A 26,506-nucleotide genomic window follows, 5' to 3' on the forward strand; every position below is an offset into this window, starting at 1 on the left:
CTACAGATACGGCTTCAACGGACGGTATATCCATGTTTCTTTTGTTCAAACACAAACCGCGGCTTTTACCTTTGCTGGTGTGCCTGGCCGCAGGCGGCGTACAGTCGGCGCCAATCAGCGCACCCACCCTGCAACCCTGGGGCACGGGCAAAGCCCAGGCACTGAGTTATTTGCCGACCGGCAATGATCGCCTGGCCGTGAGCAAGCGCGACGGTCTGCGGCTGCTCGATGCGCAAGGCAAAACCCTGAGCCAGATCGCCGGTTCTTTCGCCGGGCTGGACAGCCGCCCCCTGGGCGACAACGTACTGGTGGCCAGCCAGGACAAGGCCAAGCAGCAAGTCGCGTTGTTCAGCCTGGACCCGAAAACCCGCGAGTGGCAGGCACCGACCTACCTGCCCAAACGCGATTACGCGGTAAATGGCGTGTGCCTGTACCGCGATCAGGCGAGCAATGTGTACCTGTTTACCGTGGGTGAAGAGGGCAAGGGTGAGCAATGGCTGGTGGCGGCGGACAGCAAACAACTGGCCGCACCGTTGTTGGTGCGCAGCCTGCCAATGCCGCCGCAAGCCAAGTTCTGCCAGGTCGAGGATGCGGCGCAGCAACTGTTCGTCAACGAAGAAAACGTCGGCTGGTGGGCATATCCGGCCCATGCCGAGTCTGACGTTGAGCGTTCGCCGGTGGCCATCGTCGAGCCCTTCGGCAACGTTAAAAAGGCCGCCGGGGCCATGGCGGTGGTGCCCGGTGGTGTGCTCGGGCTGGACCCTGAAGCCGCGCAATTGAACCTCTATCAACAGCAAGGCAAGCGCTGGTCGCCAGTGGCCAGCCTGGCGCTTGACGGTGTGACCGAGCCTGAGCATCTGGCCCTGCGTGAAACCGCCAAAGGGCTGGATGTGCTGGTGCAGGACGGCGCGACCAATCGTCTGTTCGAAGGCGCCCTCAACTGGAAAGCCACGCCGGTGGCTCTGCCGCCGGTGTTGCCCGTGGTCAAACCGCTGGTGCAGACCGACGTGGTGATGAGCCAGGGCGATGCTGCGGACGATCCGGCGATTTGGGTCAACTCCAAAAATCCGGCGCAGAGCCGCGTGCTGGGCACCAACAAACAACAAGGGCTTGAGGTGTACGACTTGCAAGGCAAGCGCGTGCAGCACTTGCCGGTAGGGCGCCTGAACAACGTCGATGTGCGTCAGGGATTCACCTTGGGGGCGCGCACCGTTGACCTGGCGATCGCCACCAACCGCGATCACAACAGCCTGAGCGTGTTCAGCATTGATCGCGCCTCGGGCGAGTTGAAAGCCGTGGGCGAGATCGCCACGCCGGTCAAAGACATCTACGGGCTGTGTCTGTTCAAGGCGCCGTCGGGCGAGATCTACAGCTTCGCCAACGACAAGGACGGGACCTTTGTGCAGCACCGTCTGTTTGCCAAGGGTGACCAGGTGCAAGGTGAACTGGTACGCCAGTTCAAGGTGGCGACCCAGCCTGAAGGTTGCGTCGCCGACGACCAGCGCCAACGCCTGTTTTTGGGTGAAGAAGATGTGGCGGTGTGGGCTGTGGATGCGCGCCCGGATCAGCCCGCCACGTTGACCAGCGTGATCAAGGTCGGTGAGCAGGTGCATGACGACATCGAAGGGCTGGCGCTGTACCAGACCGAAAAAGACAACTACCTGGTGATCTCAAGCCAGGGCAATGACAGCTACGTGGTGGTCGATGCCGAGCCGCCGTTTGCCCTGCGCGGTGCTTTCCGGGTAGGCGTGAACGCCGAAGCCGGGATTGACGGCACCTCCGAAACCGATGGCCTGGACGTGACCTCAGCCAACCTGGGCGGGCCCTGGAGCAAAGGCATGCTGGTGGTGCAGGACGGCCGCAAGCGTATGCCCGAGCAGGCCCAGAACTTCAAGTACGTCCCGTGGAGCGAAGTGGCCAAAGCCTTGCGCCTGCCATAACCCGGTCACACGGGAGGTGTATTTAAATCCACAGTCATCAGGAGTTACAACATGCAAGCAACCATGGAACACATGACCATTTGGGGTCTGATCAACGATGCCAGCCTGCTGGTGAAAGGCGTGATGTTGATACTGCTCGCTGCCTCGGTATTGAGCTGGTTCTTGATTGTGCGTCGTAGCGCCATCCTGCGCCGCAGCGAGCGCGATATTGAAAGCTTCACCCAACGCTTGCGGGCGCCGGGTGACCTGGGCGCGCTGTACCGTGAAAGCCGCGACGCCAGCAACCCGGACGCCGGTGCCGAGCAGGTGTTTGTCGCGGCCTACAGCGAATACGCGCAGCTTCGCCAGCAGCCGGGCATTGATGCTGACGGGCTGATGCAAGGCATTGAACGTTCGCTGTACGTGGCCATTACCGAGCAGGAAATCCGCCTCGAAAAAGGCCTGCAATTTCTGGCCACCGTTGGCTCGGTCAGCCCGTATATCGGCCTGTTTGGCACCGTGTGGGGGATCATGAACTCCTTTATCGGTTTGTCCCAGGTGCAACAGGCCACGTTATCGACCGTGGCACCGGGCATTGCCGAAGCCTTGATCGCCACCGCGATTGGCTTGTTTGCCGCGATCCCGGCGGTCATCGCTTACAACCGTTTCTCGTCCCGTGGGCAAACCCTGCTGACCCGCTATTACAGCCTCGGCAATGAGCTGCAAATGCGCTTGTACCGTGGCTTTCACGCAGGTTCACGGAACATGGCCGCCGCCGCTTAACAGGGAGTTTTAAGATGCTTGCTCGACCACAGCGCAAACACGGGCCCAAGGCCGAAATGAACGTAGTGCCCTACATCGACGTGATGCTGGTGCTGCTAGTGATTTTTATGGTGACTGCGCCGATGTTGACCCAGGGCGTCAAAATCGACCTGCCCAAAGTCGCCAGTGAAGCGTTGGCCAATGATACCCAGCAGAAAATCCTCACTTTGTCGGTCAAGGCCGATGGCGGCTACTACTGGAACCTGGGCAGCGAACTGGACACCAAAAACCAGACCGACAGCGCCGTCAGCCTTGAAGAGCTGCAAGCCAAAATCGGCCATGTGGTGGCGCAAGACGGCGACACCCAGGTGTATATTCGTGCCGACAACGACGCCGGTTACGGCAGCGTGGTCAAGGCCATGGCGGCCTTGCAACAAGGCGGCGTGACCAACCTGGGGCTGGTCACAGAGGCTCCGCAATGAGTGCCGCGTTGATGAGTGCCGGGCACGTTGAGGCCCGGCCGCTGCCCTGGACCCGGCTCTGGCACAACAGCCAGGCGGTGGCGGTCACGGTTGCGCTGCACAGTGCGGTGATTGCGTTTTTAGTGCTGGGCTGGAGCATGGAGCACGACATGGCCGCGCCCGCGCCGAGCACCTTGAAAACCCGCTTGGTGATGATGCCCGCGGAACCTGTACTGGCGCCGCCTGAACCCGCACCACAGCCGGTGGTAGTGCCGCCGCCGGTGGTCGAAACCAAACCCGAAGTGGTCAAGCCGGACCCGCAGATACAAGCACGCAAACTGGAGCAGGCGGCGTTGGCGCGTAAACGGGTAGAGGAGCAAAAGCAGCTCAAAGAAGCGCAGCAAAAAATGGCCCAACAACGCGCCGAGCAGGCCGAGATGCAACGTCAGCAAGTGGCGGCTGAAGCCGCTGCACAGCAAGCCCGTGTGGCAGCGGATAACGCCAGGCGTGCACAACAGGCGGCTGCGGCGGCGGATGTGCGGCAATACTTGCCGATTAGCAAGCAGGCCCCGGATTACCCGCAACGCGCGCTGGACAAAGGCATTGAGGGCGATTGCACGGTTGAGTATTCGGTGACGCCGCAGGGTAAGGTTGAAAGCCCCAAAGTGGTCGGTGACTGCCACCCGGCGTTTATTCGCCCGTCATTGGTGGCGGCGGCAACGTTTCGCTATCAGCCGCGCTTCATCGATGGTCAGGCAGTGACAGTGCCGGGGGTGCGCAATACGTTTCACTATAAAATCCGCTAGATCAAATGCCCCTCACCCCAGCCCTCTCCCGGAGGGAGAGGGAGCATTACCGAGGTGCTCTCAGGTTCAGCGCGAAGCTTTTAGTCCCCTCTCCCTCCGGGAGAGGGCTAGGGTGAGGGCGCTTTTAACCTGAAAACACCTGACAAGCATCAACGCGAAACCCGCGTCCTTGACCTATGCTGCATGCGTTTTCAAGCACAAGGAGATGGCCGTGAACGCGCCCGCTACGACCCCGCCGCCGGCAACGGCGAAAGTTAAGCTACCCATAGGTCTGGTCATCGCCATTGTGGCGATGGTGGGCGTTTTACTGATGCCGTTGCCCGCCGACTTGCCGGTCGCCGGGCATCGGATGTTGGCGATTCTGGTGTTTGCCGTGGTGGTGTGGATCACCGAAGCGGTGTCATACGAAGCCAGCGCCATCATGATCACGTCGCTGATGGCGTTTTTGATTGGCATGGCTCCCACCCTGGCCGACCCGTCAAAAATCTACGGCACCAACGCCGGGATCACCATGGCCCTCACCGGGTTTTCCAATGCCGCGCTGGCGCTGGTGGCCGGGGCGCTGTTTATTGCAGCGGCCATGACCCACACCGGGCTGGATCGGCGCATTGCGCTGGTGACCCTGTCACGCATCGGCACCAGCACCCGGCGCATTTTGATCGGGGCGATTGCAGTGACCATTCTGCTCAGCCTGGTGGTGCCCAGCGCCACCGCGCGCAGTGCATGTGTGGTGCCGATCATGATGGGGGTGATTCTGGCGTTTGGCGTCGACAAGCGTTCCAACATCGCCGCCGGGATCATGATTGTGGTGGCGCAGGGCACCAGTATCTGGAACGTCGGCATTCAAACTGCCGCCGCGCAAAACCTGCTGACGGTCGGCTTTATGGACAAGATGCTCGGCGAGCGGGTTAATTGGCTCGACTGGCTGATCGCCGGTGCGCCGTGGGCCATCATCATGTCGGCGGTGTTGTTGTTTGTGGTGCTGAAAATGCTCCCGCCGGAAAGCGACAGCATCCCGGGCGGTAAAGAAGCCGTGGAAAAATCACTGGCCGAACTGGGCCCCATGACCGGACCACAGAAGCGCCTGATGGCGGTTTCCATCGCGTTGTTGCTGGGCTGGGCCACGGAAGGCAAGTTGCACAGCTTCGACACCACCTCCATTACCTACGCCGGGCTGGTGATTCTGTTGCTGCCGCGTTACGGGGTAATGACCTGGAAAGATGTGCAGTCGCGTATCCCGTGGGGCACGGTGATTGTGTTCGGCGTGGGGATCAGCCTGGGGACGGCGTTGCTGACCACCCAGGCGGGGCAATGGCTGGGCGGGCAGGTGGTGCATAACACCGGGCTGGATCAGGTAGGGCCACTGGGGATTTTTGCGATTCTGGGGGCGTTTTTGATTTTGATTCACTTGGGCTTTGCCAGCGCGACGGCACTGACATCGGCCTTGCTGCCCATTCTGATTGCGGTCTTGCAGACCTTGCCGGGTGAATTCAGCCGCTTGGGCATGACCATGTTGCTGGGCTTTGTGGTGAGCTACGGCTTTATCCTGCCCATCAACGCCCCGCAAAACATGGTGTGCCTGGGCACACAAACCTTCACCGCCAAGCAATTTGCCAAGGTCGGCTTGATAGTCACCGTGGTGGGTTACCTGCTGATGTTGCTGTTTGGCGCGACGTACTGGAGCTGGCTGGGCTGGATGTAACCCCACCTGTAGGAGCGAGCTTGTCTCGCGATCTTTTGATCGTTAAAAGATCGCGAGGCAAGCTCGCTCCTACAGGGTGGATTTAGCTACCACCTTCGCTGCGCCCGCCGCTGCTGACTTCGGCGGGTACATCTTCACCGGCCATGCGCTTGCGGAACAATGAGGTGCGGGCCAGCAGCAAGGTGGTCACCGGCACGGTAATCGCCAGCAGAATCGGGATCAGCCAGGCGTGCAGGACCGGTGTGGATTTAAGTGCCGAGAAGTAGACAATCGAGGCCAGTGCCACGCACCAGGCACCAAGGGTTGAAGCCAGTGCAGGCGGGTGCATGCGCTGGAAAAAGTCCTTGAGGCGCAGCATCCCGATGGCACCAAACAGCGCAAACAGGCTGCTGACCACCAGCAGTACGGCCACCGGTATCTCGATCCATAGCGATAGCTCGCTGACAGAATTCATTCAATTACCTCCCCACGCAGCAGGAACTTGGCCAGCGCAAACGAGCCGACAAACCCGAACAGGGCGATCAGCAAGGCGGCCTCGAAGTAGGTGTCACTGGCATAACGTATGCCCAACACCAGCATCATCAGCATGGCCACGATGTACAGGTAATCCAGCGCCAGAACCCGGTCCTGGGCCGAAGGGCCTTTAAACAGGCGGACCACGGTCAGCACCATCGCCAGGCTAAAGAAAAACAGGCTGATCAGGATGGCATTGGAGAGCAGGGCACTCATTCAAAGATCTCCATCAAGGGGCGCTCGTAAGCCGTTTTGAAGTGCTCGATAAATTGCGCTTCGTCATCCAGGTCAAAAACGTGCAACAACAGCACGCTGCGGTCCAGCGCCAGTTCGGACCAGACCGTACCCGGCACTACTGTGGTGATCATTGACAAGGCCGCGAGGCCGTTGGCGTCACGCAGGTCGAGGGGGATTTTGATGAACCGCGAGCGTGGCGGGCGCTTGCCAGCATTGAGCACGCCCCAAGCCACGGCGATGTTGGACATGATCACGTCACGCCCCACCAAAAAGAACAACTTGAGGATCACACCCGGACGGTGGATGTGAATCGGCAGGGGCCGCAGAGGCGCGAACATGATCGGCGCCAAAAAGCCCAACGCTGCACCGAGCAACAGATTGCCAGCGCTCAATGACAAATTGAGCAGCAGCCACAGTAGCCACAACGCCAGGGACAACCACGGTGCCGGGAATAAACGCTTCATGGCTGCACCTCCTGCAACGCCGCCTTGGCAGTGGGGCCAGGCACAGGGCGAGACTCCAGCACCGCCTGCACATAACGCTCTGGGTTGCTCAAGGTCTCGGCGGCGGCTTGGGTAAAGCGCAACAGCGGCTCAGCCTTGACCGTCAGGACCACGCACAGCGCCAGCAGCACTACGATGGGCACGCATTCAAGGCGACGCAAAATCGGTGATGGCCGCTCCAGCGGCGTCCAAAAGCGCTGGATGCCCATGCGCGAGAAGGCGATCAAAGAGGCTAGCCCGGACAGAATCAAGAGAGCCAGCAAGCACCAGGCGGCAGTAGACACCGGGGCGTTTATATCGTTGCCCAGCCCGGCCGGGTTGAGCAGCGCGTTGAGCAAGCTGAGCTTACCGATAAACCCGGACAGCGGCGGCATGCCAATAATCAGCAGGGCACAGGCGATAAAGCTCAAGCCCAGAAACGCCATCGCCCACGGAATGATCTGCCCGACCACGACGTTTTGCTCGTCGTCCAGGTTGGTCCCTCGCGGGGGCGGCTCAACGATGGCTGGCAACGCTTCAGCATCTTCTTCGTCCAGCGCTTCAATGGATGAGCGCGAGCGCTCAATCAGCTCGGCCAGCAAGAACAGCGCACTCAGTGCCAGGGTGGAGCTGACCAGATAAAACAAGGCCGCCGCAATCAGGTTGGGTTGGGCAAAGCCCACTGCCGACAACAGAATGCCGGCCGACACCAGAATGCTCAGGCTGGCCATGCGCTCCAGGCGCTGGGCTGCGAGGATGGCAATGGCGGCGCAGACAATGGTTGCCATGCCGCCGTAGATCAACCAGTCGCTGCCAAAGTAGGCCGACGCCCCGGCCTGGCCCGAGAACAGCAGCGTCCACAGGCGCAATACGGTGTAGATCCCGACCTTGGTCATAATCGCGAACAGCGCCGCTACCGGCGCGCTGGCCGAGGAGTAGGCGGGCACCAGCCAGAAGTTCAACGGCCACATGCCGGCCTTTGCCAGGAAGGCGATGGCCAGAATGGCCGCACCGGCGTGCAACAGGCCACGATCGGCTTCGGGTACCAAGGGGATTTTGAACGCCAGATCGGCCATGTTCAGCGTGCCGGTGACGCCATAGATCAACGCCGCACCAATCAGGAACAGTGACGAAGCCAGCAGGTTGATCGCGATGTAATGCAGGCCTGACGACACCCGCGCCTTACCCGAACCGTGCAGCATCAGGCCGTAAGAGGCCGCCAGCAACACTTCGAAGAACACGAACAGGTTGAACAGGTCAGCAGTCAGGAAAGCGCCATACAACCCCATCAACTGGATCTGGAACAGCGCATGGAAGCTGGAACCGGCGCGGTCCCAGCGGGCCATGGCGAACATCAGCGCGCAACTGGCGATCACCCCGGTGAGCACCAGCATCAACGCTGACAAGCGATCCACCACCAGCACAATGCCGAACGGCACTTGCCAGTTGCTCGGCAGGTACACGCCAATCGAGGCCGGGCTGCCGTTTTGTTGCGTCCAGAGCAGCAAGGTGATCGAAATGCACAACCCGAGCAGGGTCGAGCCGAGGTTGATACGGGCTTTGAGCGGGCGATGTTTTTCGCCCAGCAACAGCATGCACGCAGCGGTAAACAGCGGTAGCAGGATGGGCGCGACTATCAAATGCGGCATCAAATTCATTCTTTAGGCTCCCGGCCATCCACATGGTCGGTACCGGTCAGGCCGCGAGAGGCCAGCAAGACCACCAGAAACAGCGCGGTCATGGCAAAACTGATGACGATGGCGGTCAACACCAGTGCCTGCGGCAAAGGGTCGGTGTAGTTGAGCAAGTCTTGCGGTACGCCTTCTTTGATCACCGGCTCCTTGCCGATAAACAGGCTGCCCATGCTGAAAATAAACAGGTTGACCCCGTACGACAGCAAGCACAGGCCCATCACCACCTGAAAGGTTCGAGGGCGCAGGATCAGCCAGGTACCAGAGGCGGCAAGCACCCCGATAGCAATAGCGATAACTTCTTCCATCAGGCAGCTCCCGTCTTGGATTGGAGGGCGGGACGATGGGCTCGTACCGATTGGTGAGCCAGCGCTGTGAGAATCAGCAGCGTGGCGCCGACCACAACGGCAAACACACCAATGTCAAAAAACAGCGCACTGGCCACGTGAATCTCACCCAGCACCGGCAAGCTGAAGTGTGCGGTATGGGTAGTCAGGAACGGGTAGCCCCACAGCAGCGAGCCCAGCCCGGTCAACGTTGCACAAAGCAACCCGGTACCCATCCAGCGCAACGGCCGCAGGCTCATTTGCGCCTCGACCCACTGCGTGCCGGCCACCATGTATTGCAGGATGAACGCCACCGACATCACCAGGCCTGCGACGAAACCACCGCCCGGCTGGTTGTGACCGCGCATAAACAGGTACATCGAGACCATAAACGCAATCGGCAACAGCAAGCGCACCAGCACCGCTGGCACCATCATGAAGCCCAAGGCGGTATCGCTGGCGCTGCGCGGGTTAACCAGGTCGGTGACCACGTCTTTGGCCAGCAAGCGCTGCTGGGCAGGTAATTGCATGCTTTCTTTGGGCGGGCGGAACCGGCGCAGCAGGGCGAACACGGTCAGGGCCACGGCGGCCAGTACGGTGATTTCACCCAGGGTGTCGAAACCGCGGAAGTCCACCAGCATCACGTTCACCACGTTGGTACCGCCGCCTTCGGGCAACGCACGGCTGAGGAAGAACGAAGAGATGTGGTTCGGGGTTTGCCGGGTCAACATGGCATACGACAGCACCGCCATGCCGCCGCCGACAGCGATCGACAACAGCAAGTCGCGCAGACGACGAATACGGGCTTTGTTCAGGGTGCCAGGCAACGGCGAGACTTCTTCTATCCGCCGTGGCAGCCAGCGCAGGCCCAACAGAATCAGTACCGTGGTCACCACCTCAACCACCAGTTGGGTCAAGGCCAGGTCCGGAGCCGAGAACCAGACGAAGGTCACGCAGGTCATCAAGCCGCACACACTGACCATGGTCAAAGCGGCCAGACGGTGATACTTGGCTTGCCAGGCGGCACCGATGGCACAGGCAATTGCCAGCAGCCACAAGGTCACAAACACAATGGAGCCGGGGATGTTCGGCCGGTCGCCCCAGCTCAAGCCGCTGTAGAGCATCGGGATCAGTCCGGCAACCACCGCCGCCAGCACCAGCAGGAACAACTGGGTTTGCAGGCGCAAGGTGCTCACGCGCCGCTCGACACGCCGCGCCCGGCGCATGAGCACCACCATGCTGCGTTCGAAGAAACGCTTGCCGTTGAAGTACTTGATCAGCGGCGGCAGCGGGAAGCGCTCAAGCTTGAGCTGCTTGCGCAACAACACGTACAGCACGATACCGCCGGACATGGCGATCAGGCTCATGATCATCGGGGCATTCAGGCCGTGCCAGATGGCCAGGCTGTATTCGGGCAGCTCGCCCCCCACCACTGGTTGCGCGGCCGCAGCGAGCAGCGGGCCGACCGTGTGGGCCGGGAAGATACCGACCATCAGACAGGTAAACACCAACAATTCTACCGGCGCCCGCATCCAGCGCGGCGGCTCGTGCGGGGTGTGCGGCAGGTCGGTGGCAGGCGGGCCGAAGAACACATCCACGGTAAAGCGCAGCGCGTAGGCCACGCTAAACGTACCGCCAATGGTGGCGATGACAGGCAGGGCAATTTCGACCCAGGCCGTGGAGTTGATGAACACCGTTTCGGCGAAGAACATTTCTTTCGACAGGAAACCGTTGAGCAACGGCACACCGGCCATCGACGCACTGGCCACCATCGCCAGCGTGGCGGTGTACGGCATCAGCTTGAACAGGCCACTGAGCTTGCGAATATCCCGCGTGCCGGTTTCGTGGTCGATGATGCCTGCCGCCATGAACAGCGAGGCCTTGAAGGTGGCGTGGTTGAGAATATGGAACACCGCCGCCACGGCCGCCAGCGGGCTGTTAAGGCCCAGCAGCAGGGTAATCAGGCCCAGGTGGCTGATGGTCGAATAGGCCAGCAGGCCCTTGAGATCATTTTGAAACATTGCGCAGTAGGCGCCGAGCACCAGGGTGCAGGCCCCGGCGCCGCTGACAATCCAGAACCATTCTTCGGTGCCGGACAGGGGCGACCACAGCCGCGCCAACAGGAACACCCCGGCCTTGACCATGGTTGCCGAGTGCAGATAAGCCGAAACCGGAGTCGGCGCCGCCATGGCATGGGGCAACCAGAAATGAAACGGGAATTGTGCACTTTTGCTAAGGGCGCCGATGAGAATCAGCGGCAACAGAATGGGGTACAGACTGTGAGCCTTGATCTGGTCGCCTGCGGCCAGCACGACGTCCAGATCATAGCTGCCGACAACATGGCCGAGCAGCATGACCCCCGCCAGCAGGCACAAGCCCCCCGCGCCAGTGACCATCAGCGCCATATAGGCGCCGCGTCGGGCGTCGGAGCGGTGATGCCAATAGCCGATCAGCAGGAACGAGAAGAGGCTGGTCAGCTCCCAGAAAAATACGATCTGGATCAAGTTGCCCGAAATCACCAGGCCGAGCATCGCGCCCATAAACGCCAGGAAAAACGAGAAGAAGCGCGGCACCGGGTCTTCGGGTGACATGTAGTAACGGGCGTACAGAGACACCAGCGCGCCAATGCCCAGGACCAGAATCGAGAACAGCCAGGCAAACCCGTCCATGCGCAGGACAAAATTGAGGCCGATACTCGGCAGCCACATGAACTCTTCACGAATCACCCCACCATGGGCGATTTGTGGATAGAGCAGGGCAACTTGAACTAAGCCGATCAGAGCAATCAAACCGGCCAGCAGTGATTCACTGTTACGTGCGTTGTGCGGCAAAACAGCCGCCAGACAGCTGCCAATAAATGGCAGAAGCAGTAGAACTATCAGGGACATAGGCTTCTAATCTGCAGGAGTTTGCGAACGATCATACGTGGCGACTTGACGATCACCAACAACGTATCTGTAGATGAATCCTACAAAATGTGTGCAAAACTTTAACAACGAGCCGGGTCTCTTCCTTAATGACCCGCTTGCGTGATGCGAGCATCGCCCCCATACGTGGGGGCGAGTCATGCCAGATAATGAGGTTTAACCGGGTGAATGGGGTGCAAAAGCATCACTCGCAGGCTTGGTTGCCTTGCTTTTCATCCGACTCGCTGGGCGTTTTACCTTTTGTTTTTAACTCACTAACGATCACCGCTGCAACAATCAATAGCGCACCGAGCAATGCGATGCCGGGTAAACGCTCTCCGGCAATACGCCCGACGATCCCGGCCCATACCGGTTCACCGGCGTAAATGAGCGTGGCGCGAGTCGGTGAAACACTTTTTTGTGCCCAGTTCATCGCCACTTGAATAATCGCGCTCGCAGCCCCCAGGCCCACCGCACTGATCAGCAGCAGCCAAGAGAAGTCAGGGATAGCCTCGCCGCTCGGCACCACCATCAAGAAGGACAGAATAGACGCGGTGGCGAGCTGTACTACGGTCACCCGTCGCACATCGACTTTGCCGGCATAAGCGCTGATCAGGATTATTTCGGCGGCGATGGCGATGGCACTGATCAGGGTCACGATTTCGCCCTGGCTGAAGTTCAGCGCTGCACCATTGGGCCCGGACAGCAGCATCAAGCCGGTAAACGCCATCACGATACCGATACTCGGCATCAGGCCGGGTCTGCGACCCAGTACCAGCCACTGCAGCAGCGGCACGAAAGGCACGTAAAGAGCGGTGATAAAGGCGGACTGGCTGCTGGGAATAGTTTGCAGGCCTACGGTTTGCAAGCCGTAACCGAACATGATTGCCGTACCAATGAAAAATCCGGCTTTAAGCTCAAGTCGTGTGAAACCGCGCAAGCTTCGCCAGGAAAACAGCGCCACGATCGTCGCCGCGGCAGCAAAGCGCAGGCCGACAAAAAACATCGGGCCGCTGGACGTCAATGCATGCTGTACCAACAAAAAGGTACCGCCCCAGACCATGGTGATCAAGATCAGTACACATTCTGCTTTACTGAAACGAGCCGTTATCGACCCGAGCCTGGAAGTTTTCAACGTTGACATAACCTTGCACGCCACAAGATGAGAGACGCACAATGCGTCAAAGCTGAGCAGTATACTGCGCACCCCCATAGAGTGAGCAATATAGTGCCCAACGAAATTCCCCATTCTGATCCGTCACAGAGAGGTTTCATGCAACGTACTTCGGTATTGCAGCACGTCAGTCAGAACGTTCGGCGCTTGAGGCTGCTCGCTCACCTTAGCCAAAGTGCCCTGTCTGATTTGTCGGGTGTCAGCCGCCGGATGCTGGTTGCGATAGAGGCAGGCGAGAAAAACGTCAGCCTCAGCACCCTTGATCGGGTAGCAGAGGCGTTGAACGTGGCGTTCAGTGATTTGATTCAGGCGCCGGGTTCTGTTGACCCAAGTCGCATCAACGAACTGGCGTGGGCCGGCAACAGCACCGCAAGCAAGGCGGTATTATTGGCCAAGGCAGTGGCCTGTAAAGAGGTTGAGCTATGGGAATGGACCCTTGTGCCGGGCGACGAATACCACTCGCAGGCCGATGCCGATGGCTGGAGCGAGCAGTTATATGTATTTGAAGGGCGCTTGACGCTGGTCATTGACGAGCAGTCGTTCACGTTCGGCGCAGGGGAGTTCTACATGTACGCCAGCAATAAACCGCACTCCTACCGCAATGACGGCGATGAAGTGGTTCGCTTTATCCGCAACGTGGTTATTTGAGAAAGGTGGCGGGACAAATGTCCCGCCGAGCCAGGCTGCCGCACACCGTTCGCTCGCGGTCCAGGCCAATCATTAGGTCAATTGGCTTGAACAGGGTATTTGCTGACTGGGGAATCAGCCCGAGCGACGTAGGCTGCACCGCAGGCCTGACGCAACACACCGCTTAGCGGATGTTTTTGATGGTGCCTTTGTTACCGGTAACCGTCACGTTCACCTTCTTGAAGATGAAGTAGTCTTCAACCGACACGGCGTAACGAGGTGCGACGATCAAATCTGAACCCGAGCTCTTGACCGCTTTGTAAGCAGCAGCTGCTTTAGTGGCAGACACTGGGTCTGGCAGGCTGAAAGCAGGAGCAGGGCCGCCATAGGTCACGCCGTCTGCGAATTCACTGTCGCCGCTGATTTTCAGCACGCCGAACAGAATGTCCGAAGACGATTGACCGGTGATCTCGCCGCCCACTTCAATGTTAGCTTTCAGGTCAGCAGTGACAGTACCCGCGATTGGAGCATTTGGTTGGCTCACGTTGTGGCTCATGCAACCGCTGGTAGTCAGAACTGCTGTCACTAATGCGACAGGCATCCATATTTTTTTCATCGTAAAGCTCCAAGAGATTTGTCAGTCCGTTCGTTAACGGCGGCGAGACTGTACGTGAGCACCCCTAGGATTAAAGTCAGCTAAGTCCCTCTCTCGCGCAGGCACAAAACCTATTAGCGGTAGGAATTTGGATTACCTCATACTTTTACCGGCGTTCGCTGTAGGTACGGTGCAGGGCGGGGTGTAATACGCGGGAGGTACGGAAAGATCAAAAGATCGCGAGCAAGTTTTGTGGCGAATCAAAGACCCGTAGGAGTTGCCGCCCCGTCTTCGACGCCGCGCTGTCGCGCAGCAAACAGGCCACCGAATATCTTCAGCATCCCCCAATCAGTCCCCTCTCCCTCCGGGAGAGGGCTAGGGTGAGGGGGCTCTTAGATCAAGGTCAACAGATCGCGAGGCAAGCTCGCTCCTACAGGGCCTTTAGAATCAATCACTTATTTTGTGTTTGAAAAGAGCTCCCGCAGGCTACGATCTTTTGATCTTAAAAGATCGCAGCCTGCGGCAGCTCCTACAGGGTGCAGAGTTTTGTCAGGCTAAACAAAGCCTGAACCCGCTCTAGCGCTGTTCGGTCACGCATGCCTCGAGTGCGGCGTGCCAGTCTGGCTGGCTGACCTGCCATTCACGTGCCAGGCGGCTGCAGTCCAGACGCGAGTTTTGCGGGCGGGCCGCGGGGGTCGGGTAGGCGCTGGCCGGAATCGGCTCAAGGGTGGCGCACGTTTTGCCTTGGGCCGTCAGGTGCTCGGCAATGGCTTGGGTAAAACCAAACCAGGAAGTTTCACCGGCTGCTGTCAGGTGGTACACACCCCATGCGCCGGCTTGGCCCGCTTGCCAGCGCTCGATCAACGCGCGCGTGCTCCTGGCAATGGTGCCGGCCCAGGTCGGTGCGCCAATCTGGTCAGCCACCACGCGCAGCTCGGATTTTTGCGGGAGTAAACGCTGCATGGTCAGCAGGAAGTTCTTGCCGTGGGTGGAGTACACCCAACTGGTGCGCAGGATCAAATGCTGCCCGCCCACTGCAGTGATCGCTTGCTCGCCCGCCAATTTGCTTTTGCCGTAGACGCCCAGCGGGCCGGTTGGATCGTCTTCGGTATAAGGCCCGGGCTTGCTGCCATCGAACACGTAGTCAGTGGAGTAGTGGATCAGTGGGATACCCAGCGCCTTGGCTTCTTCCGCAAAAACGCCCGGCGCGGTGCCATTGATGGCAAACGCCAGGTCCGGCTCGCTTTCTGCCAGATCCACCGCCGTGTGTGCGCCGGCGTTAATGATCACATCCGGGCGATGGGCGCGAACCTGTGCGCGGATCTGCTCGGGCTGGCTCAAATCCAGCTCATCACGGCCCAGCACAATCAACTCGGCCACATCGGCAAGCTGCTTTTGCAGCTCAATGGCCACCTGGCCGGTCTTTCCGCTGATAAGGATTTTTAACGGCGTGGCGGTGCGGCTCATGCGATCAGGTCCTTGGCGTCAGTGAAGCCCAGACGCTGGCCCTGGTAGCTGCCGTCCTGAACGCGTTTGCACCACTCCAGGTTGTCCAGGTACCACTGCACGGTTTTGCGCAGGCCGGTTTCAAAGGTTTCTGCGGGCACCCAGCCCAGCTCGCATTCGATTTTGCTGGCGTCGATGGCATAACGCTGGTCATGGCCGGGGCGGTCCTGAACAAAGGTGATCAAGTCAGCGAACTGCGCGACACCGGCCGGGCGCTCAGGTGCCAACTCTTCGAGCAAGGCACAGATGCCGCGCACCACGTCGATATTCTTTTGCTCGTTATGGCCGCCGATGTTGTACGTCTCGCCGACCACACCGTCCGTCACCACCTTGAGCAGGGCGCGGGCGTGGTCCTCTACAAACAGCCAGTCACGCACTTGCAGGCCATTGCCGTATACAGGCAGCGGTTTACCGGCCAACGCATTGAGAATAACCAGCGGGATCAGTTTTTCCGGGAAATGGAACGGCCCATAGTTGTTCGAGCAGTTAGTCACCAGCACCGGCAAACCGTAAGTGCGGTTCCAGGCGCGCACCAAGTGGTCAGACGCCGCTTTGCTGGCCGAATACGGCGAGCTTGGCGCGTACGGCGTGGTTTCGGTGAACAGATCATCAACGCCATGCAAGTCGCCATACACTTCGTCGGTCGAAATATGGTGGAAACGGAAGGCGCTTTTTGCAGGTTCCGCAAGTGTCGACCAATAAGCACGAGTGGCCTCAAGCAGGCTGTAAGTGCCGACAATGTTGGTCTGGATAAAGTCCGATGGGCCATCGATGGAGCGATCAACGTGCGACTCGGCCGCCAAGTGCATGATCGCCTGCGGCTGGAAGCGCTCAATAACGGCGCTCATCGCCGCCTGATCAACAATGTCAGCCTGAGCGAACTCGTAACGGGTGTCCGTAGCGATGCTTTGCAGCGATTCCAGATTGCCAGCGTAGGTCAACTTGTCGACGTTGAGCACTTCGTGGGAGGTGTCTTTAATCAAGTGACGGATCAGAGCCGAACCAATAAAGCCGGCACCGCCGGTGACTAAAATGCGCATGTGAATATCCCTTATTCCCTGACGGTCTGAAATCATGTGGCGCATAGCTTGGGTGGATGCGCGTGATGGGGCAAGAGGAAACTCCCAATAATTTCCTGCAAGCCGTAGTCGTTGACGAGCCTGCGAGGCTACGTCCGATTGCACAGCGATCGTAAACCCTGACAGCACGATCAACTGAAGAATTGCGAAGCACTGACCCACACAGACTTCGCGCGAATACCGCATTCTACAGACGTAGCCTCGCAGGCTCGTCAACGACTACAGGGTGAGAGCCGACACTAAAAATTATTAGAATTCAGGGGGTTGCCAGCTTCGATCTTCTAGTACATAATGCGCGCCATCAGCTCAGGGCAACTACCTGAATAGCTGAAGAATCAAAGAGTTGGAAAAGAGTTGTAGCGATCAAGTCGCAAATTTCCTTGCTTTTGATGCTTCAAAACAGAAGCTTCAAGCGCAATGGCCGAATAGCAAAATGGTTATGCAGCGGATTGCAAATCCGCCCACGCCGGTTCGATTCCGGCTTCGGCCTCCACATTCAAAGCCCCGTAGATTAACGTCTACGGGGCTTTTTTGTTGTGTGCTAATCATCGGACTCGAACAGCAAGGCCGTCTCAAAATCTTGCCCGCCGTAATAAATGCCAATGATAAAAACCTGCTTGCCATCAACGGCAAAAGCAATCACGGCCCGCTTGCGATAGTTCGTTATACGCAGATGCTCCAAAGATTCAGGTGAATACTCAATGGAATACGCCATCAAGATTCGGTCGTTGCGTTCTGATGCTCTGCTGCTAACCGGGCACGCACTTCATCGATGCTTACTGCTCGAGAAGGGTCTGCTTTCAGGGCATCGTAAGCGGGAGCTACCTGGCCGACCAGCCAGCTTTCCAGCGCGCGGTCACGGGCCATCAACGCTCGTAGGCCATCACGAATGACTTCGCTTTCAGTGGCGTACTCACCAGCAGCCACTTTAGCTTTCACCGCTTCTGCCATCTGAATGGGCAGAGTGATACTGAATTGTTGAGTGCTGCGCATGATAAGCCTCCCGGGCTGAGTAGGTTTTAATCCTACTCCATCCTTAGAGCCAAACCTAGCGACTCCTTGGCAGTGTATGACGTGCGGTCATGTTCTATACATACTGCCCGCAATGCAGCCATTTTGCCCTTTACGGCCTGCCTTGTGCGGGGCTTTTGTCGTCTGGAGCACTTATGACCCCCACCTTCCGCATCGTCGCAGACGGCGCATACATCACGTCGTTGATCAATGACCGCCTGCTATTGCTGCGCACCACTGACAAACCCGGCATGGATTCCGACGACTTCGAACTGTGTATTAATGACCGCGATAGCGCCTCTCAAACACAAAATAACTGATTATTTTTAACCCCCTGTCGGAGTGGCCGCCCCGTCTTCGACGCCGCGCTGTCGCGCAGCAAACAGGCCGCCGAGTATCTTCAGCATCCCCCAATCGGTTCCCTCTCCTTCGGGAGAGGCGTGGTGAGGGGGCTCTTGACTTGAGTACATATCCGTTGCTGCGGCAACGGCCACTTAGGGTTCCGGCCTTACGCCGCGTCACTTTGCAAAAGCGTGTAGAGACCGGACACATGGTTGACGGGTGTACGGGGACATGGTGGACACTTTTCGGTGAGCTAATTTCGCCGGAGAACCATCATGCCTTGGAATACGAGAGACGCCATGAGCCTGAAAGAAGAGTTCGTTGCTTTAGCACGGCAACCCGGCAGCAATAAACGCGAGCTGTGCCGACGATTCGGTATCAGCCCGCAAACAGCTTATAAGTGGCTAGAACGCTACAAAGCCCAAGGTAAACCGGGCTTAGAGGAGAAGTCCCGCAGGCCTAATATGAGTCCGAAACTGACTCAGGCCGGTTTGGAGTCTGAGGTCTTGGCGATTAGACAAGACAACCCTGCATGGGGCGGACGCACAATCAGCAGCCTGTTGAAAAATCGTATCGCCCCCAGCACCGTCACTAACATTCTGCATCGGCACGGCCTGATTCAGCCTTCTGACAAGGGGCCACCGGCCAAGCTGAGGTTTGAACATGCTGCGCCTAACGACCTTTGGCAGATGGATTTCAAAGGACACTTTGCGATGCAACAAGGCCGATGCCATCCCCTAACGCTGCTGGACGACCATTCCCGATTCAACTTGGCTATACAAGCTTGTGATAACGAGCGTGGGGACACGGTGCAGAAGAAGATGATCGAGGTTTTCCGAACTTACGGCTTGCCAGCCCGCATCAACGTCGATAATGGCCCGCCTTGGGGCTCACCGCGTAATCCCGGCGAGATCACGGAGTTGAGTATCTGGCTAATCCGCCTAGGCATCCGGATAAGTTTCAGCCGCCCTTATCACCCGCAAACCAATGGGAAAATTGAGCGTTTCCATCGTTCACTGAAAGCCGAAGTGCTCAATGGTCGGCATTTTTCTACGTTGACTGACGCTCAAACGGCTTTCGACCGGTGGCGTGAAATTTACAACCTACAGCGCCCCCATCAAGGGTTGGACTACCAGGTGCCAATGGACCGGTACCGGTCTAGTCCCTGGGCATATCCGCAGCAGCTATCGGAGTTTGAATACGGATCGGATGACGTATTGGCCAAGGTTTACCACAGTCGGTTTCGCTTCCAGAAACGTTATTTCAGCATCGCCAAGGGTTTGGTTGGGCAGCATATTGCTATACGCCCAAACCCAGAAAGCGATCAACTGTTTGACGTCTACTTCTGCCATCACTTTTTGCGAACTATCGACGTGAACAAACCGGACTACGGTTCATAATGTGTCCACTATGTCCCCGCACATGTGTCAACCATGTGTCCGGTCTCTACAAAAAGCGGCAAAGTAACCAAAACGCTTTTGCCCCTACCCCTCGGTGCCTCGCTTTGGCTCGGCATGCCCTCACCACAGGCCTTGCTCCGTAGGCCCGCCGCGATCGGCCATCCATGGCCGTGTCGCGGCTAACCCGGCGTCCTGCCGGGTGCACTACTGCGCAAAACCTGCGTTCGGCCAGCGTGGTTTAATGGGGCCTTTTAGATCAAGATCAAAAGCAAGATCTAGATCAAAAGGCCCCATTAAACCACGCAGCCGATCGCAGCCTTCGTTCCTCGTCAGCGACTACAGTCGCCTGAAAATAACGATGCACGAAGGAGAGGAGACCGATTGGGGGATGCCATGCCAAATCGCGGGGCCAACTTGGTCACTTACAAGTGTGAGAGGCTTATCGGCAGTTATAGACAGTAATCAGCGTGCTGTTTTTATGTAGTTAACGTATATATCCCAATAAAAAAGATTTTGCCCTTTTACGGCATGGATTAAGCAGCACGCTAAGAAATCCAAAAGGGCAAGATCATCAGGTTAATGCTTTTTGGTGAAATCAATGACCATGCGGCCGGTAAATTTCCCCTGCTCCATTTCTTCAAAAATCGTATTGATATCTTCGAGTGGACGCATCTGCACTTTTGGTACGACTTTACCTTCGGCGCCGAAACGGAAGGCCTCTTTCAGGTCTTCACGAGTCCCCACCAGCGAGCCAACGACCTCAATCCCGTCCAGGACCAGGCGCGGAATGCTCAGGTCCATCGTTTCAACTGGCAGGCCCACCGCCACAACACGCCCTGCGGCGCGGACACTGGCGACGGCAGAGTTAAAGGCTGATTTGGCGACGGCTGTCACGACCGCCGCATGGGCGCCGCCCAGCTCTTTCTGAATGATCTCATCGACATTGTCTGTCTTCGGATTAAGGGTTAAATCTGCCCCCATCTCTTTCGCCAATGCCAGTTGCTTGTCATTGACATCAATGGCGATCACTTTGGCATTGAAGACATTCTTGGCATATTGCAGGGCCAAGTTTCCCAACCCGCCCAGGCCGTAAATCGCCAGCCATTGGCCTGGTTTTATGCCTGAAACTTTAATGGCCTTATAAGTAGTCACGCCAGCGCAGGTAATACTACTGGCTTCAGCCGAATCAAGACCGTCCGGAACTTTGACCGCGTAATCAGCACTGACAATGCATTCTTCAGCCATGCCGCCGTCGACGGTATAACCCGCATTCTTGGCTGTGCGGCAGAAAGTTTCTTTGCCGCTGTTACAGTATTCGCAGTTGCCACAGCCGCGGAAAAACCACGCGACACTGGCGCGATCGCCAACTTTAAGTGATGTAACACCATCCGCTACTTCAGTCACAACACCGATGCCTTCATGCCCAAGCGTTATGCCGGATACATCACCGAAATCTGCATTTTTTACATGCAAGTCGGTGTGGCATACACCGCAGCATTCCATTTTTAATAAGGCTTCTCCATATTCTAAAGGGCGTAATTTTTTGTCTTCAATGACGACGGTCTTATTCTTTGCGACAACAGCTGCTTTCATAGTCAACCCCCACGTATGGAATATCTGAAGGCTCATGTTGACTGCATAACTAAAAATGAGCGGCTGTAGTCTAGCTGCGATTTTCAAAGCCGTTGTCTTTTAGGATCCATTGCGATTTCTGCCCATTCCGACTGTGAGTGATCGCTGCGGTGGGGCCCCGTTTGAGGGCAGTTTTGCCCCGAATTAAAACCTTAGCCAGGCCAAAACGGGCTGTTCAGACCTTGGGCTAAGCTGTCATGGCCAAGTCGCAGACAGTACGCAGCCCAAGATCAGAATTGGATTTTCTAATGGAGATAGATACTATCCTAACGATTAGCCTGCTACCTATCCCGCAGCCATGAAGCCACCCTCCATACCGTTATCAGATTTTTGGCAGGCCATCCTTGCACCTTCGCGCAGCGACTTACTGTTCGCCCTGCGCAATATCATCGCCGGCGCGGTGGCGCTGTATCTGGCGTTGATCTTCGATCTGGAACAACCGCAATGGGCGCTGACGACGGTGTTCATCGTTGGGCAGTTCACCAGCGGGATGGTGTTGGGCAAGGGCGCATACCGCTTGGTCGGCACGCTGGTAGGGGGCGTGGCTTCGGTTGCGCTGATTGCCGCGTTTGGCCAGTCGCCCTTGCTGTTTCTGTTGGCCATGGCAACGTGGTTGGCACTGTGCACCACTGGCGCCTCACTGTTACGCAGCCATGCCGCCTATGGCTTTGTATTGGCAGGCTACACCACCGCGATCATTGCACTGCCAGCGGTCTCGGACCCGCTGGCGGTGTTCGACCATGCGACTGCGCGGTGCATTGAGATCAGCCTAGGGATTATTTGCGCGTCCGTGGCGAGTACCGTTTTGTGGCCCCGTCACGCCGAGCAGGCGCTGTCGGCTCAAGGGCGAGCGGCCTGGTTGGCCGGGCTTGAAGCCGCGGCGGCAGAACTGCTGGGCACGGATCAACGTAAAGGCATGCTGGTTGCCTTGGGGCGACTGGTAGCGGTCGATAATCAACATGCCAGCGCCCGCTTTGAAGGCCCGGCAGGGCGGCGCCGCTCTCAAGCACTGCGTGTGCTCAGTCGAGACCTGCTCAGTGTGTTGCGTGCAGCCAGGGCGGTGGCACGCCAACGGTTGATGCTCGATGAGGCTGCGCGTGTCATGCCGTTGATCGAGCAAGTGGCGGCGGCATTGCAGCAAGCGCACCTACAGGACCTGCCCGCGCTGGCCCAACACATCAGGCTGGCGCTCGAGGATCAATCCTTGGGCCAGGAGGCACATTTTTGCCTGATGGCGCTGGCGCAGTTGTTGCGCTTGATTGAGCAGAGCGCGCTGACACTTCAGGCCCTGGAGCAGGGGAGAGTGCCGCCAGGTGCGCCGGGCGCCATGTCGTGGCACAAAGACATTGAACAGGGCGTGCTCGCCGGGTTGCGCTGCGCTGTGGCGTTTTTGGCTGTGGCGGCGTTCTGGATGTACACGGCCTGGCCGTCGGGCCTGGGCGCGATATCAATCTGCGGCGTGGTATTGAGCCTGTTTGCCGCCAGAGAAAACCCTTCTGAATCCAGCCTTAACTTTTTAAAAGGCATTGCCCTATCAATTCCGGTGGCCGGGGTGGTGCATTTTGGCCTGCTGCCCGCATTTGACAGCTTCGCCATGCTTGGCCTGTGCCTGGGCATACCGTTGTTTCTGGCCTCGTTATGCATGAGCCGGCCAGCATTGGCGGCCACCGCTTCGGCGTTCTGCATCTTCTTTGTCAACAACATCGGGCCCAGCAACCTGATGACCTACGACTTCGCCGCCTTCCTCAATAGCGCCGTTGCCACCCTGATGGGCAGCGGCGTCGCCGTGCTGGTGTTCCGCCTGATACAACTCAACCCCGGCGAGCGCCATTATCGGCGCATGTACAAAGCCCTGCTGTTCGACCTGGCTCAACTTACCGTACGCCCGCTGGAACAAGCCGAAAGCTGGTTTGGCGGGCGCATGGCAGACCGCTTGATCCGGCTGTCACGCTACACCGCAGCGTTTGCTACCGGCACCAGCCACTGGTCGCGTGGCCTGCAAGGTTTGGACCTTGGCGATGAGTTGCTCGAACTGCGCGCCTGCCTCGCAAACAGCCAGGGAGCCCTGGCGCTTGCGCGTGATCGCTATTTGCGTTGCCTGGCGGGTGCTTTTAAACAAGGCGGGCCAAGCGAGCAAAGCCTCACGTTTATGGATGCACCCAGCCAGGCATTGCTCGAGGCACTGGAGCAACCCTCGAGGTTGGCGGAACAAGAGATGGCCAAAGCGGCGATCTTGCAACTGCAGTACACATGGCGCAAAGCCTGTCAGCCAAGTACCGAATAAGTCTGCGCGACCAACGTATAAAAAACATTCATTCAATAGGTAGTGGCGCAATAGTATCATCGGCCGGGATTGCGCTGGCCTGATAATGCTAGGGCGTTGCAAGCACCTGTAGTCGTTGCCGGAGCATGAGGCGGCGATGGGAGTCGAGTGACCACTAGAGCGGCCGTACTGCATTGCAGCCAGGCATCTTGTTGGCAGCCACATTGTGCCGAGTTACGCCGCAGCCCATAGCGCTGAAAATAACAAAAGTTTGCTGCTTTCAAACGACAAGCTGCCACACATCAAGCGGCTGAGAAGACACGCGTCATGATTGACTCTAAACAGTTGGCTTTAATTCTCGAAGCGCTGCCAGACCCGGCGTTTATCTTCACGCGCAGCGGCAAATACGTGGCAGTGTTTGGCGGGCGCGATACGCGCTATTACCACGACGGCACCGGCTTGATCGGGTTGTACATCCAGGACCTGATCAAACCCGAAAAAGCCAACTGGTTTCTGGAGCAGATTGCCAAGGCGCTGGACACGCAAAAGCTCATGGTTGTGGAATACGAGCTAAGCAACCGGGATGTAAAAGGGCTGCTCGATGAAGGCCCCGCAGACCCCATATGGTTTGAAGGCCGCATCCAGGCCCTGAGCTTTCAAGTAGACGAAGACGATGTCGTGCTCTGGGTCGCCAGCAACATCTCTGAGCGCCACCACCTCGAAGTCAAACTCAGGGAACTGAGCGACACCGACCAACTGACCGGCCTCTACAACCGGAGAAGGCTTGAGCATGACCTCACGCTGCACCACCAGGCATTAAGCCGATATGCCGTACCAACGTCAGTCTGCATGTTCGACCTCGACAACCTCAAAATAATCAACGACACCCAAGGCCACCACGTCGGCGACCAGATGATCCAGGCTGCCGCCAACATTTGCCGCACGGCATTGCGCAAAAATGACACGGCCTGCCGCTTTGGCGGGGATGAGTTTGTGATTGCCCTGCCCAATACCGCGCGAGAGCAGGCCATGCAGTTTGCAGAGCGCTTACATGGCTACTTCAAACAAGAGCTGGATCATTTTTCAGTGGGCAATATTGTCGTCACCGCGAGCATTGGCATCACCAGCATGGTGCCGGAAGACACCACCCATGAAGACACACTCAAACGCGCAGATCGGGCGTTGTATGAGGCCAAAAAGATGGGTAAGAACAGGATTGTGTGGGGGTGAGGCAATCGCGCTTTGGGGGTTCAACCTGCGTTGTGGCGCAAGAAGCCCGTAGTTTTTTTGCATTGGCTTGACCTGCACGCTTATCAAGCCGTTTAGGCCCAGCATTCAAGCTTTACGATCGCCCATGCAGCCCTGATCACAGATGCAGCCATTCACTGAAAGCCCCGTAGAACAACGTCTACGGGGCTTTTTACTGCGCTAGAAGCAAGGTAAACGCTCCATAAACTCCACCGATTTCTAGATGGGGGGCGCTTAGCTAGGCGATGCCGGCGAGCAGTTCCACGGAAACAGGTTTTCGTGATCTTCTACAAAGGTGACAATTGACAGGCGCTCCAGTACGTGGCGTAGCCACGCATAGGGCGGCTTTGGCTGTCTCGACCAAGCGATAAAGATGTGAGCTGACCTTGGCGCCTCTGGGCGTGTCGCTGAAAAGCCAGTTCTGGCTTTCGATCACGAAGGGGGGATGGCCCGATCAGCGGCATTGTTGTCAATTGGCAAATAACATTCCTCGACATACCGTTCAAGCTTTTCCTAGTTGTATGCTAGGTAGGTAACTGCTTTGCCAAGTGCATTCTGTGTAGTCACATAGGGCAATGTTTTGTGCAACCACTCTTTGAGTTGCCCCATTGCGCGGCAACTTAAGTCCGGAAGAACTTTTTTGTGTAACTCGTCGTTCTTCTCTTTGTGAGCGATTTCGATACTGTACTACTTTCTGATAAGTTTTAAGGCTATGTATGCGCGCCCCATCTTATCTATGGCTGCGTTTTAAGTTGCTCTAAAGTGATAGCTGCACAGATTCGTCTACTCTTTCCTGATTGGAAGTTTTTAAAAGAGCTCAGCGAGTAAGCTGTAGAGGCTCGCTGAGTCAAAGTCAAAGTCAAAGTCAAAGTCAAAGTCAAAGTTTTATTTTATTTTATTTTATTTTAGTTCAATATTTTGCTTTGGATTGTGGATTATAGACGCTAGCACCTTAGTGCCTTCAACTGTTGGATGAATCTCGTCACGGTAGAGGTCTGAACTCCATAGAGAGTCACGGGATACACTAAAAACGCGAATGCTTTCGTTGTTTTTCTGCATCAAATATGGCGCATAAATCTCAAGGTCAGATGCAGAAAGAGATGCGTCGATTGCTTCAGTTTTCTTGGGGTAAAGAAAAAAAGTTACTGGTTTTCCTTGCACATACTTATTCGAAATAAAATCTTTTAATTCTTGCTTCCAGTCTCCTCTTTCAACCTCCAATTCTGGTTTAATCCCGTTGCAAGGGGTGAGGTTGTGAACGTATTTTGTGAACACATAAAATGCAGATGATATCGGATGTGAACGTGGATGTGTAACCTCGCAACTCCAAGATGAGGCTTGTTGGAAATCGTCGGAATTTAATATAAAAATGAAGTTGTCTATTTTGCGTAAAACTTCTGGATGGGTTTTAAGGTAAATCAGTTCATTTCTAAGTGACCAGCTTCCCGCTGAGATTGGCCATATGGTGTTCTTGCTTTCTCGTTGCAGCACTGGGCCTAGTCGATCTTCTTGACGATATGGATTTCCCCCTAGAACTATACTATCTCCGACTAATAATGTGTTGATTCCGTCCGTCGGAATGAATGGTCCAGCCCCCATGCTAAGAGAGTTAAATTCCCACGAGTTTTTATTTAAGAAAGAGCCAGATTGAGAAGGCTTTGGTATGTAACCAATTTGATTGTTTGCATCGTATAGCGGGAAATCAGTAAGGCCAGAGGCCCTAACAGCTAACTCTATAGAGGCCAATGCCGCAATAAAGGATATAGCAGCGGCTTTTTTGGTGATTTTCATTTGTGTAGTGCTTCCATTGCGCTGACATGTATT

General features: G+C 57.1%; 23 protein-coding genes, 1 tRNA gene and 2 pseudogenes. 11 read left to right on the top strand and 15 right to left on the bottom strand.

The annotated features are described in order from the left end of the window. The first annotated feature begins 32 nt into the window (after nucleotides 1-32). The 5 genes from ACJJU9_RS09830 (at nucleotide 33) to ACJJU9_RS09850 (ending at nucleotide 5,650) form a co-directional block, all read left to right on the top strand. Nucleotides 33-1,940, top strand: coding sequence for a phytase (locus ACJJU9_RS09830; protein ID WP_407730584.1), 1,908 nt, complete (start codon nucleotides 33-35; stop codon nucleotides 1,938-1,940). Nucleotides 1,941-1,991: 51 nt separating this feature from the next. Beyond that, nucleotides 1,992-2,702, top strand: a complete 711-nt coding sequence (gene tolQ, locus ACJJU9_RS09835; RefSeq protein WP_048369042.1) for a protein TolQ — start codon at nucleotides 1,992-1,994, stop codon at nucleotides 2,700-2,702. A 14-nt stretch (nucleotides 2,703-2,716) separates the two neighbouring features. Further along, nucleotides 2,717-3,163 (top strand): protein TolR, encoded by a 447-nt coding sequence (gene tolR, locus ACJJU9_RS09840; protein ID WP_407730585.1) that lies wholly within the window; start codon nucleotides 2,717-2,719, stop codon nucleotides 3,161-3,163. Next, nucleotides 3,160-3,948: an energy transducer TonB gene (locus ACJJU9_RS09845; protein WP_407730586.1), complete on the top strand. Its 789-nt coding sequence runs from the start codon at nucleotides 3,160-3,162 to the stop codon at nucleotides 3,946-3,948. Before tolR ends, ACJJU9_RS09845 begins: the two co-directional genes overlap by 4 nt. 211 nt (nucleotides 3,949-4,159) lie before the next feature. Then, the gene (locus ACJJU9_RS09850) at nucleotides 4,160-5,650 is read left to right on the top strand and encodes a DASS family sodium-coupled anion symporter (protein WP_048388713.1); all 1,491 of its coding nucleotides are present in this window, start codon (nucleotides 4,160-4,162) and stop codon (nucleotides 5,648-5,650) included. Nucleotides 5,651-5,732: 82 nt separating this feature from the next. On the opposite strand, the gene ACJJU9_RS09855 is transcribed toward ACJJU9_RS09850, so the two are convergent. The 7 genes from ACJJU9_RS09855 to ACJJU9_RS09885 form a co-directional block, all read right to left on the bottom strand. Continuing rightward, nucleotides 5,733-6,104, bottom strand: a complete 372-nt coding sequence (locus ACJJU9_RS09855; RefSeq protein ID WP_048369045.1) for a Na+/H+ antiporter subunit G — start codon at nucleotides 6,102-6,104, stop codon at nucleotides 5,733-5,735. Further along, nucleotides 6,101-6,379 (bottom strand): K+/H+ antiporter subunit F, encoded by a 279-nt coding sequence (locus ACJJU9_RS09860; protein ID WP_048369046.1) that lies wholly within the window; start codon nucleotides 6,377-6,379, stop codon nucleotides 6,101-6,103. The genes ACJJU9_RS09855 and ACJJU9_RS09860 overlap by 4 nt, the downstream gene beginning before the upstream one ends. After that, nucleotides 6,376-6,864 carry a Na+/H+ antiporter subunit E gene (locus ACJJU9_RS09865; RefSeq protein ID WP_048388624.1) on the bottom strand — a complete coding sequence of 163 codons (489 nt, stop codon included), beginning with the start codon at nucleotides 6,862-6,864 and terminating at the stop codon, nucleotides 6,376-6,378. Before ACJJU9_RS09865 ends, ACJJU9_RS09860 begins: the two co-directional genes overlap by 4 nt. Then, nucleotides 6,861-8,540, bottom strand: coding sequence for a monovalent cation/H+ antiporter subunit D (locus ACJJU9_RS09870; protein ID WP_048388621.1), 1,680 nt, complete (start codon nucleotides 8,538-8,540; stop codon nucleotides 6,861-6,863). The genes ACJJU9_RS09865 and ACJJU9_RS09870 overlap by 4 nt, the downstream gene beginning before the upstream one ends. Then, complete coding sequence (locus tag ACJJU9_RS09875) at nucleotides 8,537-8,881, bottom strand: Na+/H+ antiporter subunit C (protein ID WP_048369049.1); 345 nt, start codon at nucleotides 8,879-8,881, stop codon at nucleotides 8,537-8,539. Before ACJJU9_RS09875 ends, ACJJU9_RS09870 begins: the two co-directional genes overlap by 4 nt. Beyond that, nucleotides 8,881-11,787 carry a monovalent cation/H+ antiporter subunit A gene (locus tag ACJJU9_RS09880; protein WP_153375111.1) on the bottom strand — a complete coding sequence of 969 codons (2,907 nt, stop codon included), beginning with the start codon at nucleotides 11,785-11,787 and terminating at the stop codon, nucleotides 8,881-8,883. Before ACJJU9_RS09880 ends, ACJJU9_RS09875 begins: the two co-directional genes overlap by 1 nt. A 223-nt stretch (nucleotides 11,788-12,010) precedes the next feature. Continuing rightward, nucleotides 12,011-13,054: a DMT family transporter gene (locus tag ACJJU9_RS09885; RefSeq protein ID WP_407730587.1), complete on the bottom strand. Its 1,044-nt coding sequence runs from the start codon at nucleotides 13,052-13,054 to the stop codon at nucleotides 12,011-12,013. Between the two features lie 24 nt (nucleotides 13,055-13,078). On the opposite strand from ACJJU9_RS09885, the gene ACJJU9_RS09890 reads away from it, so the two are divergent. Next, on the top strand, nucleotides 13,079-13,627 hold the full coding sequence (locus ACJJU9_RS09890) for a helix-turn-helix domain-containing protein (RefSeq protein WP_048369052.1): 549 nt from the start codon (nucleotides 13,079-13,081) through the stop codon (nucleotides 13,625-13,627). Nucleotides 13,628-13,790: 163 nt separating this feature from the next. Here the strand turns inward: ACJJU9_RS09890 and ACJJU9_RS09895 are convergent, their stop codons facing one another. The 3 genes from ACJJU9_RS09895 to rfbB all read right to left on the bottom strand — a co-directional run bounded on the left by ACJJU9_RS09895 (nucleotide 13,791) and on the right by rfbB (nucleotide 16,747). Continuing rightward, a complete protein-coding gene (locus ACJJU9_RS09895) occupies nucleotides 13,791-14,222 on the bottom strand; it encodes a hypothetical protein (protein WP_407730588.1) in 432 nt (143 codons plus the stop codon). 555 nt (nucleotides 14,223-14,777) lie between these two features. Further along, nucleotides 14,778-15,668 carry a dTDP-4-dehydrorhamnose reductase gene (gene rfbD / locus ACJJU9_RS09900; RefSeq protein WP_407730589.1) on the bottom strand — a complete coding sequence of 297 codons (891 nt, stop codon included), beginning with the start codon at nucleotides 15,666-15,668 and terminating at the stop codon, nucleotides 14,778-14,780. Further along, the gene (rfbB, locus tag ACJJU9_RS09905) at nucleotides 15,665-16,747 is read right to left on the bottom strand and encodes a dTDP-glucose 4,6-dehydratase (RefSeq protein WP_407730590.1); all 1,083 of its coding nucleotides are present in this window, start codon (nucleotides 16,745-16,747) and stop codon (nucleotides 15,665-15,667) included. Before rfbB ends, rfbD begins: the two co-directional genes overlap by 4 nt. Before the next feature lie 458 nt (nucleotides 16,748-17,205). On the opposite strand from rfbB, the gene ACJJU9_RS09910 reads away from it, so the two are divergent. After that, nucleotides 17,206-17,279, top strand: a tRNA-Cys gene (locus ACJJU9_RS09910). Between the two features lie 48 nt (nucleotides 17,280-17,327). On the opposite strand, the gene ACJJU9_RS09915 is transcribed toward ACJJU9_RS09910, so the two are convergent. Next, nucleotides 17,328-17,501, bottom strand: coding sequence for a hypothetical protein (locus tag ACJJU9_RS09915; protein ID WP_407730591.1), 174 nt, complete (start codon nucleotides 17,499-17,501; stop codon nucleotides 17,328-17,330). Next, nucleotides 17,501-17,779: a type II toxin-antitoxin system ParD family antitoxin gene (locus ACJJU9_RS09920; protein ID WP_153435123.1), complete on the bottom strand. Its 279-nt coding sequence runs from the start codon at nucleotides 17,777-17,779 to the stop codon at nucleotides 17,501-17,503. The genes ACJJU9_RS09915 and ACJJU9_RS09920 overlap by 1 nt, the downstream gene beginning before the upstream one ends. Before the next feature lie 173 nt (nucleotides 17,780-17,952). On the opposite strand from ACJJU9_RS09920, the pseudogene ACJJU9_RS09925 reads away from it, so the two are divergent. Together ACJJU9_RS09925 and ACJJU9_RS09930 are read left to right on the top strand one after the other, a co-directional pair. Continuing rightward, nucleotides 17,953-18,096: pseudogene (locus ACJJU9_RS09925) on the top strand (late control protein); the annotation flags it as partial. A gap of 318 nt (nucleotides 18,097-18,414) precedes the next feature. Continuing rightward, nucleotides 18,415-19,539 (top strand): IS481 family transposase, encoded by a 1,125-nt coding sequence (locus tag ACJJU9_RS09930; RefSeq protein ID WP_407729199.1) that lies wholly within the window; start codon nucleotides 18,415-18,417, stop codon nucleotides 19,537-19,539. A gap of 576 nt (nucleotides 19,540-20,115) precedes the next feature. Here the strand turns inward: ACJJU9_RS09930 and adhP are convergent. Next, on the bottom strand, nucleotides 20,116-21,132 hold the full coding sequence (gene adhP / locus ACJJU9_RS09935; RefSeq protein WP_048391436.1) for an alcohol dehydrogenase AdhP: 1,017 nt from the start codon (nucleotides 21,130-21,132) through the stop codon (nucleotides 20,116-20,118). A gap of 337 nt (nucleotides 21,133-21,469) precedes the next feature. Here adhP and ACJJU9_RS09940 point away from each other — a divergent pair, with 337 nt between their 5' ends. Together ACJJU9_RS09940 and ACJJU9_RS09945 are read left to right on the top strand one after the other, a co-directional pair. Next, nucleotides 21,470-23,455: an FUSC family protein gene (locus ACJJU9_RS09940; RefSeq protein WP_407730592.1), complete on the top strand. Its 1,986-nt coding sequence runs from the start codon at nucleotides 21,470-21,472 to the stop codon at nucleotides 23,453-23,455. Between the two features lie 306 nt (nucleotides 23,456-23,761). Then, nucleotides 23,762-24,664, top strand: a complete 903-nt coding sequence (locus ACJJU9_RS09945) for a GGDEF domain-containing protein (protein WP_407730593.1) — start codon at nucleotides 23,762-23,764, stop codon at nucleotides 24,662-24,664. Between the two features lie 252 nt (nucleotides 24,665-24,916). Here ACJJU9_RS09945 and ACJJU9_RS09950 read toward each other — a convergent pair. Together ACJJU9_RS09950 and ACJJU9_RS09955 are read right to left on the bottom strand one after the other, a co-directional pair. Next, a pseudogene (locus ACJJU9_RS09950) lies at nucleotides 24,917-25,414 on the bottom strand (transposase); the annotation flags it as partial. Between the two features lie 168 nt (nucleotides 25,415-25,582). Continuing rightward, nucleotides 25,583-26,473 (bottom strand): hypothetical protein, encoded by an 891-nt coding sequence (locus ACJJU9_RS09955; protein ID WP_407730594.1) that lies wholly within the window; start codon nucleotides 26,471-26,473, stop codon nucleotides 25,583-25,585. Nucleotides 26,474-26,506: the final 33 nt, after the last annotated feature.

The sequence above is a fragment of the Pseudomonas helleri genome (genome assembly GCF_045830615.1).
GTDB classification, from domain to species: Bacteria; Pseudomonadota; Gammaproteobacteria; order Pseudomonadales; family Pseudomonadaceae; genus Aquipseudomonas; species Aquipseudomonas helleri.

Coding starts and splice junctions, on each gene's coding strand:
- ACJJU9_RS09885 (WP_407730587.1), bottom strand. CDS start 13,054: ATGGGGAATTTCGTTGGGCACTATATTGCTCACTCTATGGGGGTGCGC.
- ACJJU9_RS09875 (WP_048369049.1), bottom strand. CDS start 8,881: ATGGAAGAAGTTATCGCTATTGCTATCGGGGTGCTTGCCGCCTCTGGT.
- ACJJU9_RS09860 (WP_048369046.1), bottom strand. CDS start 6,379: ATGAGTGCCCTGCTCTCCAATGCCATCCTGATCAGCCTGTTTTTCTTT.
- ACJJU9_RS09930 (WP_407729199.1), top strand. CDS start 18,415: ATGCCTTGGAATACGAGAGACGCCATGAGCCTGAAAGAAGAGTTCGTT.
- ACJJU9_RS09895 (WP_407730588.1), bottom strand. CDS start 14,222: ATGAAAAAAATATGGATGCCTGTCGCATTAGTGACAGCAGTTCTGACT.
- ACJJU9_RS09845 (WP_407730586.1), top strand. CDS start 3,160: ATGAGTGCCGCGTTGATGAGTGCCGGGCACGTTGAGGCCCGGCCGCTG.
- tolR (WP_407730585.1), top strand. CDS start 2,717: ATGCTTGCTCGACCACAGCGCAAACACGGGCCCAAGGCCGAAATGAAC.
- ACJJU9_RS09890 (WP_048369052.1), top strand. CDS start 13,079: ATGCAACGTACTTCGGTATTGCAGCACGTCAGTCAGAACGTTCGGCGC.
- ACJJU9_RS09955 (WP_407730594.1), bottom strand. CDS start 26,473: ATGAAAATCACCAAAAAAGCCGCTGCTATATCCTTTATTGCGGCATTG.
- ACJJU9_RS09855 (WP_048369045.1), bottom strand. CDS start 6,104: ATGAATTCTGTCAGCGAGCTATCGCTATGGATCGAGATACCGGTGGCC.
- ACJJU9_RS09940 (WP_407730592.1), top strand. CDS start 21,470: ATGAAGCCACCCTCCATACCGTTATCAGATTTTTGGCAGGCCATCCTT.
- ACJJU9_RS09920 (WP_153435123.1), bottom strand. CDS start 17,779: ATGCGCAGCACTCAACAATTCAGTATCACTCTGCCCATTCAGATGGCA.
- tolQ (WP_048369042.1), top strand. CDS start 1,992: ATGCAAGCAACCATGGAACACATGACCATTTGGGGTCTGATCAACGAT.
- rfbB (WP_407730590.1), bottom strand. CDS start 16,747: ATGCGCATTTTAGTCACCGGCGGTGCCGGCTTTATTGGTTCGGCTCTG.
- ACJJU9_RS09870 (WP_048388621.1), bottom strand. CDS start 8,540: ATGAATTTGATGCCGCATTTGATAGTCGCGCCCATCCTGCTACCGCTG.
- adhP (WP_048391436.1), bottom strand. CDS start 21,132: ATGAAAGCAGCTGTTGTCGCAAAGAATAAGACCGTCGTCATTGAAGAC.
- rfbD (WP_407730589.1), bottom strand. CDS start 15,668: ATGAGCCGCACCGCCACGCCGTTAAAAATCCTTATCAGCGGAAAGACC.
- ACJJU9_RS09830 (WP_407730584.1), top strand. CDS start 33: ATGTTTCTTTTGTTCAAACACAAACCGCGGCTTTTACCTTTGCTGGTG.
- ACJJU9_RS09945 (WP_407730593.1), top strand. CDS start 23,762: ATGATTGACTCTAAACAGTTGGCTTTAATTCTCGAAGCGCTGCCAGAC.
- ACJJU9_RS09880 (WP_153375111.1), bottom strand. CDS start 11,787: ATGTCCCTGATAGTTCTACTGCTTCTGCCATTTATTGGCAGCTGTCTG.
- ACJJU9_RS09915 (WP_407730591.1), bottom strand. CDS start 17,501: ATGGCGTATTCCATTGAGTATTCACCTGAATCTTTGGAGCATCTGCGT.
- ACJJU9_RS09865 (WP_048388624.1), bottom strand. CDS start 6,864: ATGAAGCGTTTATTCCCGGCACCGTGGTTGTCCCTGGCGTTGTGGCTA.